This is a genomic window from Cyanobium sp. NS01, from assembly GCF_014280235.1.
GTDB lineage: Bacteria > Cyanobacteriota > Cyanobacteriia > PCC-6307 > Cyanobiaceae > NIES-981.
Map to the genome: position 1 here is coordinate 702,480 of NZ_CP047940.1, position 12,393 is coordinate 714,872.

A 12,393-nucleotide genomic window follows, 5' to 3' on the forward strand; every position below is an offset into this window, starting at 1 on the left:
GGGAGAGAGGTCAGTGGCTAGGTTGAAACCACCAGCATGGCTGGCCCCTGGCCCGACAGGCCTGCCAGGCCCGGTCCAGGAGTGGACCGGGTGCCCGCTTCTGGCCCATCAGGGGTCTCGTTCCTGAACTCCCGCTCCATTCTCTCCCCATGCAGGCTGGTCGATCGCGAAGCACCGCGCTGGCTCTGGGCCTGGCCTGGGCGACGTTGCTGCCCGGGGGAGGCGGAGGCCGGCTGAGGGCCCAGCCCGCCCCTGAGGCCATCCCCCCACTCCTGGACCTCTGCCAGCAGGCCCGGGCCGCGGCGGACGCGGTTCAGCTGCGCAGCCTGCAGGATCGCCTGCTGGCCCTGCCCACGGACCAGGGACTGGAGCCGGTGCTGGCCAGCGCCGATGCCCTGGTGCGCTGTGAGGCCCCCGACGCCGCCCTGACCGTGCTGGCGCGCCGTTCTCCCGCTCCCGGTCCTGGCCGCCGGGCCTGGCTGCTGCTGCAGTGGCGGGCCGCCGATGCGGGACTCGACCACGAGCGCGCCGCCCAGGCCCTGCGCTGGCTGGCGGAGGGCGACCCGGTGCGCCTTCAGGAGGTCAGCCTGCCCCTGGCCCCGCGGCAGGGAGCATCGCCGCAGACCCGCTCCGCCCTCGACCAGCTGGCCGACCACCTCGAAAGCCTGGGCCGCGCCGACGAGGCCGCCGTGGTGCTGCTGGCCAGCCGCGGCACGCCGGAGAGCGACGCCCGGCGCTGGGGCCGAGCGGTGGCCCTGAGCACAGGCCTGGAGCCTGATCTGCGAGACAGCCTGCTGGAGCGGGCCCTCGAACAGGCCGCCGCCAGCGGTGCCTGGGGGCTGGTGGCCGACCTGCTCGATCAGCAGCTCGCCGCAGCCCCGTCCGGCCCCATCACCCAGCTCTCAGCGGCCGAGGCCCAGGCGCTGCAGCGGCGCCTGCGGCTCAGCGGCCGGATTGACGATGCCTACGGTGAGTGGCTGCTGCAGCGCCGCTTTGCGGCGGATCCGGCCCGGGCCGCCCAGCTGGATCGGCTGCTGCGCTCCCCCCGTGATCCCGGCGGCCATGCCGTCCAGCCCCCTGACCCATCCCTGCCATGAGCGCCTACAGCCTCGGTTCCCTGCTCCATGAAGGCAAGGCCAAACGGGTGCACGCCACCGACCAGCCCGACCTGGTGGCGGTGGAGTTCAAGGACGATGCCACCGCCTTCAATGCGCTCAAAACGGCCCAGCTGGTGGGCAAGGGGGAACTCAACTGCCAGATCTCGGCCCTGCTGTTCGAGCTCCTGGCCCGTCAGGGCATCCCCACCCACTACCTCGGACTGGGCGAGGGGGAGCACGGCGGCCATTGGATGTTGGTGAGGCCGGTGCGCATCGTGCCGATCGAGGTGGTGATCCGCAATCTGGCGGCCGGCTCCCTCTGCCGCCAGATGCCGATCGAGGCGGGCACCCCTCTGGAGCCGCCGCTGCTCGACCTCTATTACAAGGATGATGGCCTTGCAGACCCCCTGCTCACCGAGGCGCGCCTGCAGCATCTCGGCCTGCTGGATTCCAGCCAGCGCCAGGAGCTGGAGCGGCTGGCCCGTGAGGTGAATGCTGCGCTCCAGGAGATGCTGGCCAGCGTGGGACTGATCCTGGTGGATTTCAAGATTGAACTGGGCTTCACGGCCGACGGGCAGCTGGTGGTGGCCGATGAGATCAGCCCCGACACCTGCCGGCTCTGGGACCGAGGGATTGCCGACAGCGACGATCGCATCCTCGACAAAGACCGCTTTCGCCGCGATCTTGGCGGAGTGGTGGAGGCCTATGGGCAGGTTCTCAAACGGCTCCAAGGGGTCTGTCCCCAACCGGAGGTCTACCGGTAAGGTCACGGCATTTGCGGCCATCCCGCGCTCTTCGTGACTGGCATGGTGGGTTCATTCGGCTGGAAAGGTGCGGGTCCGCTCCTGGGTCTTGCACTTCTGGCAGGCTCGCCGGTGCTGGCCCAGGACCAGCAGCAGGAGACGGCCGCTCCCGCCGTGCAGCCGGAGGAGAGTCCGCCCACAGCGCCGGGCGAGGGGGAGTTTGACTTCCCCATCCCCGCCCCGGCCGAGCAGCCGGCCACGCCCGCACCGCAGCGGACGGCACCGGCACCAGAGGGGTCGACACCGGCCCCAGCCCAGGAAAGCCCGGCTCCCGCTGACGCTTTCGGGGTGCCTGAGCAGTCCGATGTTCCTGAGGAGCCGCGGGTTCAGATCGCTGAGATCGTGGTGGAGGGCCTCGAAGGGCATCCCGAGAGCGAGCGCCTTGAGCTGGCCGCCTATGCCGCCATGGCGGTCACCCCCGGCACCCGGGTCACCCGCAGTGAACTGCAGACCGACCTCTCGGCCATCTATGCCACGGGCTGGTTTTCCGATGTGCGCATTCAGCCCCAGGATGGGCCCCTGGGGGTGAGGCTGATCGTCTCGGTGGTGCCCAACCCCGTGCTTCAGGCCGTGGAGCTGGAGCCCACGGATCTGAAGCTGCCGGAGCAGGTCGTCAGCGACACCTTTGCCGCCGACTTCGGCAAGACCCTCAACCTGAACGCCATGCAGTCCCGCATGCAGGATCTGCAGAGGTGGTATGCCGATCAGGGTTATTCGCTGGCAAGGGTCACCGGCCCCACCCGGGTGAGCCCCGACGGCACGGTGGAACTGCTGGTGCGGGAAGGCACCGTGGAGGGGGTGGAAGTCCAGTTCCTGGATAAGGAGGGTTCGGCCACCAACGAAAACGGTGAGCCGATCCGCGGCAAGAGCAAGCCCTGGGTGGTGAGCCGCGAGATCTCCATGAAGAATGGAGATGTCTTCAACCGCCGCCAGCTGGAGGAAGACATCCGCCGCCTCTACGGCACAGGTCTGTTCGGCGATGTCAAGGTCACCCTGCGCCCGGTGCCCGCCGAACCCGGCAAGGTGGTGATCGTGCTGGGCATGGTGGAGCAGTCCACCGGCTCCATCTCGGGCGGCATCGGCTACAGCCAGACTCAGGGCGTGTTCGGACAGATCCAGCTCCAGGAGAGCAATCTGTTGGGCAGAGCCTGGAATCTGGGTACCAACTTCTCCTATGGCCAGTTCGGTGGCCTGGGCGATATCACCTTCACCGATCCCTGGATCAAGGGTGATCGCTTCCGAACCTCTTTCCGCGCCCGGATCTTCTTCAGCCGGGAAGTGCCCCAGTTGTTCCAGAGCGAGAACAACGACACCACCTTTGACCTGAAGGACTTCAACGGCGCTGATTTCGACGTCGTCACCAACAGCCCTGTGGACACCTCCGGGCCGTTCGCTGAGGTGCGCACCAACTTCGACACCGTGGCGATCCAGCGGGTCGGGGCCAACGTGCAGTTCATCCGCCCCCTCAACGGTGGAGATCCCTTCAAGCGGGCCCCCTGGAACCTGATCCTGGCCTTCGGTGGCCAGGAGGTCACGCCGATGAACTTCTCGGGCTCGAAGTTCAGCCAGGCCGTGGTCGGCGTCGACGACGACCTGCCCCAGCCGGTGCGGGTGCGCAGCAATCAGGTGATCTGCCTGGCCTTCAACTGCGCCTCGGAAAACCAGTTGCTCAGCTTCAGGGTGGGAGCCACCTTCAGCTCCCTCGACGACCCCCGCAATCCCACCAGTGGCAACTTCTTCAGCATCGGCACCGAGCAGTTCCTCTCGGTGGGAGAGGACTCCCCCACCTTCAACCGTCTGCGCACCACCTTCACCCACTTCATCCCGGTGGACTGGCTGAAGATCTACAAGGGCTGCCGTCCCAAGCCGGGCGAGACCCGCGATTGCAAGCAGGCCCTGGCGTTTCAGGTGTCCGCCGGCACCCTGATCGGCGATGACATCCCCCCCTACGAAGCCTTCTGCCTCGGCGGTGGCAACTCGGTGCGGGGCTACTTCGACTGCGACCTGGGGGTGGGCAAGAGCTATGCCGAGTTCACGGTTGAATACCGCTTCCCCCTGTTCAGCATCATCAGCGGCTCGGTGTTCTTTGACGCCGGCACCACCTTCGGCACCCAGAGCGACATCCCCGGCAACCCTGGTGGCCTGCTCGGCAAGGAGGGTGAGGGCTTCTCACCCGGGGTCGGCGTGATCGTCACCACCCCCGTGGGGCCGTTGCGGCTGGAGGTGGCCACGGAGAACTTCACCGACAACTGGCGCTTCAACCTCGGTGTGGGCTGGAAGTTCTAGTGGGGCTCTGGCCCGCCGACTATTCCCGGGCCTGGACCCTCAGCGCTGCCGTGGAGCGCTCGGGTGTGGGTTTGCACAGCGGCGCCCTCTCCCGGGTCAGGCTGCAGTCGTCCAGGCGACCGGGCTACTGGCTGGGCTGGCTGGACCAGCCGGATGCCCCCCTGCTGCAGCTGGGGCCGGCGGCCGTCCATGTCACCACCCTCTGCACGGCGGTGGCGCTGGGGGACCGTCAGCTGGCCACCGTGGAGCACCTGCTGGCCGCCCTGGCCGGCACCGGCGTGAGCCAGGCCGAAATCCTGGTGGATGGTCCGGAGGTTCCCCTGCTCGATGGCTCCGCTCTCCCCTGGGTGGAGGCGATCGCTGAAGCCGGTCTGGAGCCGGTGGAGGGCACACCGCCCTCGCCCCAGCTGGAGGCGCCGCTCACGCTGCACCAGGGGGCCGGCTTCGTCACGGCCCTGCCAGCTCAAGGCCTGAGGCTGGGGGCCGGCATCGAGTTTGGCGAGGCGGCGATCGGTCGCCAGCTCTATGGCCTGGAGCTCAGCCCGGCGGCGTTCGTGGCGGAGATCGCCCCGGCACGCACCTTCGGCCTGCTCTCCCAGGTGGAGCAGCTGCGGGCGGCCGGCCTGATCCAGGGCGGTGCCCTCGACAACGCCCTCGTCTGTGATGGCGATCACTGGCTCAACCCGCCGCTCCGGTTTGCCGATGAACCGGTGCGCCATAAAATCCTGGACCTGTTGGGCGATCTGGCCTTGGTCGGTCTGCCACGGGCCCAGGTGTTTGCCTTCCGGGGCTCCCATGGACTCCACACCGCCCTCGCGGCCGCCCTGGCGGACCTGCCCCGTTCGTCGTTTGCCGCTTGACCCCCTTGCCCACCTCCCCCGACCCTTCCGCCGCCTGCCCCGAGAACCCCGCGGCTGCTGAGCCGGTGCCGCCGTCCGTGGTGCTGAGCGCCGAGCAGATCCAGGGGCTGCTGCCCCACCGCTATCCCTTTGCCCTGGTGGATCGGGTGATCCTGCACGAGCCGGGCAAGCGGGCCGTGGCCATCAAGAACGTGACCGTCAACGAACCCCACTTCCAGGGGCATTTCCCCGGTCGGCCCCTGATGCCCGGGGTGCTGATCGTGGAGGCGATGGCCCAGGTGGGCGGCCTGATCGTGACCCAGATGCCCGACCTGCCCAAGGGCATGTTCGTGTTTGCCGGCATCGATGGCGTGCGCTTTCGCCGCCCGGTGGTGCCCGGCGATCAGCTCGTGATCACCTGCACTCTGCTCACCCTCAAGCGCCGGCGCTTCGGCAAAGTGGCCGCCGAAGCCCTCGTGGATGGTGAGCTGGCCTGTTCCGGTGAATTGATGTTCTCTCTGGTGGACTGATGGCCACCACGATCCATCCCACCGCCGTGGTCGACCCGCGCGCCGAGCTGGCCGCCGGTGTCGCGGTGGGTCCCTATGCGGTGATCGGGCCCCAGGTGCGCCTCGGCCCGGACTGCAGCATCGGCCCCCATGTGGTGCTCGATGGCCGGGTGCGCATGGGCCGCGGCAACCGCATCTTCCCCGGGGCCTGCATCGGCCTGGAACCCCAGGATCTCAAGTACACCGGCGATCCCACCGAGGTGGTGATCGGCGATGACAACACGATCCGCGAGTACGTGACCATCAACCGTGCCACCACCGACAGCCAGCAGACCCGCATCGGCGATGGCAACCTGCTGATGGCCTACAGCCACCTGGGCCACAACTGTGCCCTGGGCGATCGGATCGTGATCGCCAACGGCGTGGCCGTGGCCGGCCATGTGGTGATCGGCGATCGGGCCGTGATCGGTGGGGTGCTGGGCATCCACCAGTTCGTGCAGATCGGCAGCCTGGCGATGGTGGGGGGGATGAGCCGCATCGAACGCGACGTGCCGCCCTTCACTCTGGTGGAAGGCCACCCGTCGCGGGTGCGGGCTCTCAACACGATCGGCCTGCGCCGCAGCGGGCTCACCGAGCTGGATGGGGGCCTGCAGTTCGCCGATCTCAAGCGCTGCTGGTCCCTGCTCTACCGGCAGGAGCTGACCCTGGCCGAGGCGCTGGATCAGCTGCGGGCCACTCCGCTCACGGCTGCCGCTGAGACGCTGGTGGCCTTTCTGGAGTCCTCGCTCCAGCCAGGGCGTCGCGGTCCGATCCCCGGAGCCCGCTGATGCTGCGACTGCTGGTCAGCACCGGTGAGGTGTCCGGCGATCTGCAGGGGGCGCTGCTGGTGCAGGCGCTCTATGAGGAGGCGAGTCGGCGCGGGCTGGAGCTGCAGGTGGTGGCCCTCGGTGGCGACCGCATGGCCCGGGCCGGTGCCGAACTGCTGGCCGACACCACCCGCATGGGCGCCATTGGCCTGTTGGAGGTGATGCCCTTCGTGCTGCCCACCCTGCGGCTGCAGCGCCGCCTCAAGCGCTGGTTTCGCCAGGCCCCGCCGGACGGGGTGGTGCTGATCGACTACATGGGCCCCAACGTGAACCTGGGCCTGCGGCTGAAGCGGCGCTTTCCGGGGGTGCCGGTGACGTACTACATCGCTCCCCAGGAGTGGGCCTTCAAATTCGGATCCGAAGGCCGCACCAACCTGATCCGCTTCACCAACCAGATCCTGGCCATCTTCCAGGAGGAGGCCCGTTACTACGGCTGCCGGGGCGCCAACGTCACCTATGTGGGCCACCCCCTGGTGGACACCGTGGAGGAATCCCCCAGCCGCAGTGAGGCCAGAGCCCTTCTGGGTCTGGTCAACGAGGCACCGGTGCTGCTGCTGATGCCCGCCTCCCGGCGCCAGGAGCTGCGCTACATGCTCCCCTACATCGTGGCGGCCGCCGCCGAGCTGCAGCGCTGCCAGCCGGAGCTGCAGGTGGTGGTGCCCGCTGGGCTCTCGGGTTTCGAGGCCCACCTCAGCCGCCAGCTCGATCAGGCCGGGGTGAAGGCCCTGGTGATTCCTGCCGCCGATGCCGACCGGCTCAAGCCGGCCCTCTGCGCGGCCGCCGACCTGGCCCTGGCCAAGTCGGGCACGGTGAATCTGGAACTGGCCCTGCGGGGGGTGCCCCAGGTGGTGGTGTACCGGGTGAGCGGGCTCACGGCCTTCGTGGCGCGACGCATCCTGCGCTTCAGCGTGCCCCACATCTCGCCGGTGAACCTGGTGCTGGGGGAGCGGCTGGTGCCGGAGCTGCTGCAGGCCGACCTCACCGCCGAGGCGATCGTGCGGGCTGCCCGGCCCCTGCTGCAGCCGGACAGCGGCGCCCATGGCTCGATGCTGGAGGGCTATGCCAGGTTGCGGGCGGTGCTGGGCGAACCTGGCGTCACTCGCCGAGCCGCCGCCGCCATCCTCGATCTGGTGCTGGAGACCCCATGAGCCCGCCATCGCCTCGCCACGCCAGCTCTCGGTCGCCAGTTCCCTGGCCGCTGAGCTGCAGCGGGCGGCGCCTCCTGGGCGCGCTGCTGGCCCTGCTTCTGCTGCTGGGGGTGGTGTTCACGCCCCGGCCGGCCCTGGCGTCCGAACCGCAGCAGGCGGTGCTGGCAGGGGGCTGCTTCTGGTGTCTGGAGCACGATCTCGAAGGCTTGAACGGGGTGTTGGAGGTGGTGAGCGGCTACAGCGGCGGTGACCTCGCCAATCCCACCTACGCCCAGGTGTCCGCCGGGGGAACGGGCCACCAGGAAGCCGTGCAGGTGCGCTTCGATCCCGCGCAGATCAGCTACCCCACCCTGCTGCGGGCCTACTGGCGCAACGTGGATCCCCTCGATGGGGCGGGGCAGTTCTGCGATCGCGGCGACTCCTACCGGCCGGTGATCTTCACCTCCGGCGGCGATCAGCAGGCCCAGGCCGAAGCAAGCCAGGAGTCAGCCGCCCAGGCCCTGACTGTGGAGGTCTCGGCGCTGCAGGTGGCGATCAGACCGCTGCAGCGGTTCTGGCCGGCGGAGGCGTACCACCAGAACTACGCCGATCAGAACGGCACGAGCTACGGCTACTACCGCTGGGCCTGTGGCCGCGACCGGCGGCTGCGGGCGGTGTGGGGGGACCAGGCGCGAGCGGCCGATCCGTGGTGAGCAAGGCCGCCGCCGCAAGGGGGCCTTGCAAAAGAAAAGATAAAGATCGCCTGGTTGTGGAGTGTTCTCTGCGTCACCTTGACGGCCGGTTTCCCTGCCGGGGCGGTTCAGAAGCGGCCCAATCCGCTTAGGCTGGACGAACTGACGGGCAGAGTTTTGTATGTATCTGCTGACCATCCGCGAAGGCTTGCAGACCCGCCATATCGGTCCCTATGCCAGCCCCAAGCAGGCTGCTGACGACCTCGACCGCCTGCTGCCCTACTGCAGCAACCGGGCCCGCTGGCTGATCCATGCCCTCGAAGCCCCGGCTGAGGCCAGGGCCGACTGTGCCGGCCCGGCGGGCCCGATTGCCGCTTAGCCAGCAACGGTGTGAGCACCCGCGGCCCGAGCCTCGGCGGCCCGAGCCTCAGCTGCCGCTGCTGGCTCCGCGGCAGACCCACTCCACCAGGGTGCGCACCCCGTAACCGGTGGCACCAGCGGGGTCCAGCCCCCGGCCCTTGTCGCTCCAGACGGTGCCGGCGATGTCCAGGTGGGCCCAGGGCAGCCCCTTGGTCACGAAGTCCTGCAGGAACAGGGCAGCGGTGATCGAGCCCCCCGGGCGGGGGGCGGTGTTCTTGAGATCGGCCACGCCACTCTTGAGACCCTTCTTGTAGGAAGCGCGCAGGGGCATGCGCCACAAGGCCTCACCGCCCGCCGCGCCCGCCGTCAGCAGGGCCTCGGCCAACCCATCGCTGTTGGACCACAGCCCGGCCATCTCGTCGCCCAGGGCGATCACACAGGCGCCGGTGAGGGTGGCCAGATCCACCACGGCATCGGGCTCCAGGCCGCAGGCGTAGTCGAGGGCGTCGGCCAGGGTGAGGCGCCCTTCCGCATCGGTGTTGTTGATCTCGATCGTCTTGCCCTTGGACGTCGTCACGACGTCGCCGGGATGGACGGCACCGCCGCTGATCATGTTTTCGCAGCTGGCCACGATCACATGCACCTCCACGCCGGCGGGCTGCAGCTGACCGATCGCCCGTGCCGCCCCCAGTACGGCCGCGCTGCCGCCCATGTCGTACTTCATCATCTCGATCTGGGAGCCACCGGTCTTGAGGTTGTAGCCGCCGGAATCGAAAGTGAGCCCCTTGCCCACAAGCACCACCCGGCGCTGGGCGCCTCCCTGGGGGGTGTAGGTGAGGTGGATGAACTTGGGGGGCAGATCGGAGCCCTGGGCCACCGCCAGGAAGGCCCCCATGCCGGCCGCCTCGCAGTCGGCCCGCTCCAGCACCTTGAGGCTGAGGCCATGGTTCTGGGCGATCGAGGCTGCTGTGTCCGCCAGGTGCTGGGGCGTGGCCACGTTGGGCGGAGCCGCCACGAGCTGGCGGGCCAGCTCAACCCCTGCGCAGGTGGCCTCCACCCGCGCCAGGCCGTTGCTGGCTTCGGCCGGCAGACCGATCAGATCGATCCGCTGTGGCAGGGGCCGGGCCTTGGGCTCGCCCTTGAAGCGCTGGTCCTCGTAGAGGCTGAGGCGCACCGCGATGGCCATCGCCGCCGCCGCCTCAGCTGGATCCAGGCCGGCCAGCGGCAAGGCCAGGCCCAGCTGCTCACTGCCGCTGGCCAGGGCGCAGCGGGCCGCGGCGGCCGCCGCCTCCTGCAGGCTGGTGAGTGCGTAGCTCGCCGCTTCGCCGAGCCCCACCAGGATCACGCTGCCGGGCTGCTGGCCCAGGCGTTGCAGGCTGAGGCACTCGCCGGGTTTGGCCTTGAAGCGCCGCTGGCGTAACCACGGCTCAAGCTCAGCGCCGAGGGCTTCGGCCAGGGCGGGATCGAGGGGCTCGAAGCCGCCCTCGTGGCTGGGGCCGGAGGAGCCTTCCGGGCCGTTCTGGGGGCTGGCAAACAGGCCGATGGCCACCGTGTCACACGCCCCCAGTGAGCTGCTCAGCGACGCGGGGATGCAGCGGAACTCCATGGACTGCCCTTAGGGGACGCGATCGTAGCCAGCGTCAGGTGCCGGCCTCGGCCGTGAACGGCGTGGCCCAGCGGCCGCGGGTCTCTTTGTTGAAGGGGGGCTGCCAGCGGCGGATCAGGGCCTGCTCCAGGGCTCGCCGGGGCCGGATCGCCTGGGGCACATCCAGCCAGAAGCGGATGCTGAGGCGGCTGGGCAGACCCGTGTGGCTGAGGGCTTCGCCGTAGGCCTCCAGATAGCTCTTGCAGTCGTGGGTGCCTTTCCAGCGCCGGCTGGCCTCGCCGGTTTCGCCCACATAGAGCAGCAGCGGGCCGGGCAGGGAGGGTTCCTGGTCGACCACCAGATAGAGCGCCGCGCCGGTCTGGGGGGGCTCGGGCCAACGCCAGAACAAGAGCGACTGGGGCTGGAGGCTCAGGGGCTGGAGCCTGGTGGCGCTTGCCTCCGCTCCGCTGATTGGGGCCTCTGCCGGGGCCGGCGTGAGCGCAGGCGCGGCGAACAGCGAGGGCTGGCTCGCCGGCTCCGGCTCAGCGTCGAACAGCGGTTTCTGAAAGGCGGCAACCCGTTGCTGCCAGCTCAGCAGCTGATGTCGCTCCAGTCGGTGCTCGGCCCCTGGGGTGCCAGGGGCCCCGTGTCCGGCCACGCCAAACAGTTCCCCCTGGCGAGCCATCGCCTAGCGCCGGGGTCCCGGGGGCAGCACGGGGCCGGCGGGACCCGCCCCGAAGCGCACCCTTCCGAGCCAGCGCTCCACCAGGGCCGGTGGCAGCTGCAGTCGCTCCTGCAGCTCAGCCAGGTCCTGGAAGGGCCGGCGCGCCCGCTCCCGCTGCAGGCGCTGCGACTGCTGGCTGGACAGCCCCAGGGCCAGCAGGGTTGAGGCGCTGGCCCGATTCAGGTCGACGCGGCTGCGTTCCGGGCTGGTGGGGGGCTCGCCGTACCAGCGGAAGGCGAGCACCGGCAGCCAGGGCGCCACCTGCGCTGCCGACCAGCCCAGGGCCTTGTGCAGGTCTTCTGCATCGCTGAGCTGGATGCCGCCGGCCTGGAGCCTGAGCAGCAGGTCCACCTGCTCTGCACCGATGCCAGGCAGCCGCCACCAGTCCGCAGCGGTGGCCCGGTTCACGTCCAGGCGCCAGCCGAGGGCCGCGGCATGGCGCACAGCGTCGGCGTCACGCAGGGGCTGGGAGGGGTCCTGGCGCAGCTTCAGGGCCAGCAACTCCCGCTCGATCTCGTCCTCGCGGGAGGCCCCTGAGCAGGTGGACGGGGGCGGCGCCTGCTGGGAAGCAGCAGGCGCGGGCGATGGGCTGGCGGGGATCTGGCCCGTGGCCACCAGCAGCTGCCGCGCCAGGGGGTCCAGCCAGTGCCTGCTGGCCATGGGTGGATGCCATCTGCTTTCGTGAGCCCGAACCTAGCGGCTGGATCAGGGGTCAGGCCAGTCGATCAGGTCCCAGCAGAGTCCGAGCACGGCGGCATGGGCCCGGTCCCGGGCCGGCAGCTTGCGCAGCACGTTGTGCAGATGGGTCTTCACGGTGTCGACGCTGAGGAAGAGGCTGCGGGCGATCTCGGCGTTGCTGGTGCCCCGGGCCACCAGGGAGAGCACCTCCAGTTCCCGCGGGGAGAGCAGCTCAAGCGGCCCCTCGCCGGGTGCCCAGCCCTGGATCAGGGCGCGCAGGGTGCGATCGAGGTAGATGCCGCCACCGGCGATCGTGGACAGGGCGGCCAGCCCGGCTCCCTGGCCGAAGCGGGACTCGGGCACCAGCCCCTCGCAGCCGGCCGCCATGGCCTGGCGCAGCTGTCGTCTCCGCTGCTGCCGCCCCACCACCACCAGCACGGCCAGGTCTGGCCAGCGAGCCTTCACGGCCAGCAGCAGGCCGATGCCGCTGCCCTGCTCGAGCTGATCGCTCACCACCAGCAGGGAGGGGGCAAGCCGCTCCACCAGGGCCAGGCCCTCCGCTGCCGTCGTGGCGGCTCCCACCACGGCCCTGGAGGCCATCGACCCCGCCACCCACACGCTCAGGCTCACCCGGTTGCCGAGGCAGAGCACCACCCTGCTGTCCTTCAGCAGCGCTGCTGCCTGCCGCCCCCGCTCGCGGATGGCGTCGAGATTGGGGGTGTAGTCCACGGGGCGCGAACTCAGGTCAGGGCCGCCTGAGGCCCCATCCTGGCTGCGCTCAGCCGGGTTGTCTGCAGGGTTGGTCCTGGCGGCGCAGGATGCGGCGA

13 protein-coding genes are annotated in these 12,393 nt (G+C 69.8%); 9 read left to right on the forward strand and 4 right to left on the reverse strand.

Annotated features, from left to right (window positions below):
• Positions 1-149 precede the first annotated feature (149 nt).
• The 9 genes from CyaNS01_RS03545 to CyaNS01_RS03585 all read left to right on the forward strand — a co-directional run bounded on the left by CyaNS01_RS03545 (position 150) and on the right by CyaNS01_RS03585 (position 8,598).
• A complete protein-coding gene (locus tag CyaNS01_RS03545) occupies positions 150-1,097 on the forward strand; it encodes a hypothetical protein (RefSeq protein ID WP_186698920.1) in 948 nt (315 codons plus the stop codon).
• On the forward strand, positions 1,094-1,861 hold the full coding sequence (gene purC / locus CyaNS01_RS03550) for a phosphoribosylaminoimidazolesuccinocarboxamide synthase (RefSeq protein WP_186698922.1): 768 nt from the start codon (positions 1,094-1,096) through the stop codon (positions 1,859-1,861). Before CyaNS01_RS03545 ends, purC begins: the two co-directional genes overlap by 4 nt.
• 42 nt (positions 1,862-1,903) lie before the next feature.
• A complete protein-coding gene (locus CyaNS01_RS03555) occupies positions 1,904-4,186 on the forward strand; it encodes a BamA/TamA family outer membrane protein (protein ID WP_186698924.1) in 2,283 nt (760 codons plus the stop codon).
• Positions 4,186-5,046, forward strand: a complete 861-nt coding sequence (gene lpxC, locus CyaNS01_RS03560; RefSeq protein WP_186698926.1) for a UDP-3-O-acyl-N-acetylglucosamine deacetylase — start codon at positions 4,186-4,188, stop codon at positions 5,044-5,046. Before CyaNS01_RS03555 ends, lpxC begins: the two co-directional genes overlap by 1 nt.
• A gap of 65 nt (positions 5,047-5,111) precedes the next feature.
• A complete protein-coding gene (fabZ, locus tag CyaNS01_RS03565) occupies positions 5,112-5,555 on the forward strand; it encodes a 3-hydroxyacyl-ACP dehydratase FabZ (RefSeq protein WP_186700184.1) in 444 nt (147 codons plus the stop codon).
• Positions 5,555-6,361, forward strand: coding sequence for an acyl-ACP--UDP-N-acetylglucosamine O-acyltransferase (gene lpxA / locus CyaNS01_RS03570; protein ID WP_186698928.1), 807 nt, complete (start codon positions 5,555-5,557; stop codon positions 6,359-6,361). Before fabZ ends, lpxA begins: the two co-directional genes overlap by 1 nt.
• A complete protein-coding gene (gene lpxB, locus CyaNS01_RS03575; protein ID WP_186698930.1) occupies positions 6,361-7,548 on the forward strand; it encodes a lipid-A-disaccharide synthase in 1,188 nt (395 codons plus the stop codon). Before lpxA ends, lpxB begins: the two co-directional genes overlap by 1 nt.
• Entirely contained in the window at positions 7,545-8,240 is a 696-nt protein-coding gene (gene msrA, locus CyaNS01_RS03580) for a peptide-methionine (S)-S-oxide reductase MsrA (RefSeq protein WP_186698932.1), read from the forward strand. Before lpxB ends, msrA begins: the two co-directional genes overlap by 4 nt.
• 160 nt (positions 8,241-8,400) lie before the next feature.
• Positions 8,401-8,598 carry a hypothetical protein gene (locus tag CyaNS01_RS03585; RefSeq protein ID WP_186698934.1) on the forward strand — a complete coding sequence of 66 codons (198 nt, stop codon included), beginning with the start codon at positions 8,401-8,403 and terminating at the stop codon, positions 8,596-8,598.
• Between the two features lie 48 nt (positions 8,599-8,646).
• Here the strand turns inward: CyaNS01_RS03585 and CyaNS01_RS03590 are convergent, their stop codons facing one another.
• Genes CyaNS01_RS03590 through CyaNS01_RS03605 form a run of 4 tightly spaced genes read right to left on the reverse strand, consistent with a single transcriptional unit; the run spans position 8,647 to position 12,295 of the window.
• Complete coding sequence (locus CyaNS01_RS03590; RefSeq protein WP_186698935.1) at positions 8,647-10,185, reverse strand: leucyl aminopeptidase; 1,539 nt, start codon at positions 10,183-10,185, stop codon at positions 8,647-8,649.
• Positions 10,186-10,219: 34 nt separating this feature from the next.
• Entirely contained in the window at positions 10,220-10,849 is a 630-nt protein-coding gene (locus CyaNS01_RS03595) for a GIY-YIG nuclease family protein (RefSeq protein WP_186698937.1), read from the reverse strand.
• A 3-nt stretch (positions 10,850-10,852) separates the two neighbouring features.
• The gene (locus CyaNS01_RS03600; RefSeq protein ID WP_186698939.1) at positions 10,853-11,548 is read right to left on the reverse strand and encodes a helix-hairpin-helix domain-containing protein; all 696 of its coding nucleotides are present in this window, start codon (positions 11,546-11,548) and stop codon (positions 10,853-10,855) included.
• 45 nt (positions 11,549-11,593) lie between these two features.
• Positions 11,594-12,295, reverse strand: a complete 702-nt coding sequence (locus CyaNS01_RS03605) for a response regulator transcription factor (protein WP_186698941.1) — start codon at positions 12,293-12,295, stop codon at positions 11,594-11,596.
• Between the last annotated feature and the right edge of the window lie 98 nt (positions 12,296-12,393).

Coding starts and splice junctions, on each gene's coding strand:
- msrA (WP_186698932.1), top strand. CDS start 7,545: ATGAGCCCGCCATCGCCTCGCCACGCCAGCTCTCGGTCGCCAGTTCCC.
- purC (WP_186698922.1), top strand. CDS start 1,094: ATGAGCGCCTACAGCCTCGGTTCCCTGCTCCATGAAGGCAAGGCCAAA.
- CyaNS01_RS03585 (WP_186698934.1), top strand. CDS start 8,401: ATGTATCTGCTGACCATCCGCGAAGGCTTGCAGACCCGCCATATCGGT.
- CyaNS01_RS03590 (WP_186698935.1), bottom strand. CDS start 10,185: ATGGAGTTCCGCTGCATCCCCGCGTCGCTGAGCAGCTCACTGGGGGCG.
- CyaNS01_RS03545 (WP_186698920.1), top strand. CDS start 150: ATGCAGGCTGGTCGATCGCGAAGCACCGCGCTGGCTCTGGGCCTGGCC.
- CyaNS01_RS03595 (WP_186698937.1), bottom strand. CDS start 10,849: ATGGCTCGCCAGGGGGAACTGTTTGGCGTGGCCGGACACGGGGCCCCT.
- CyaNS01_RS03555 (WP_186698924.1), top strand. CDS start 1,904: ATGGTGGGTTCATTCGGCTGGAAAGGTGCGGGTCCGCTCCTGGGTCTT.
- lpxA (WP_186698928.1), top strand. CDS start 5,555: ATGGCCACCACGATCCATCCCACCGCCGTGGTCGACCCGCGCGCCGAG.
- CyaNS01_RS03600 (WP_186698939.1), bottom strand. CDS start 11,548: ATGGCCAGCAGGCACTGGCTGGACCCCCTGGCGCGGCAGCTGCTGGTG.
- lpxB (WP_186698930.1), top strand. CDS start 6,361: ATGCTGCGACTGCTGGTCAGCACCGGTGAGGTGTCCGGCGATCTGCAG.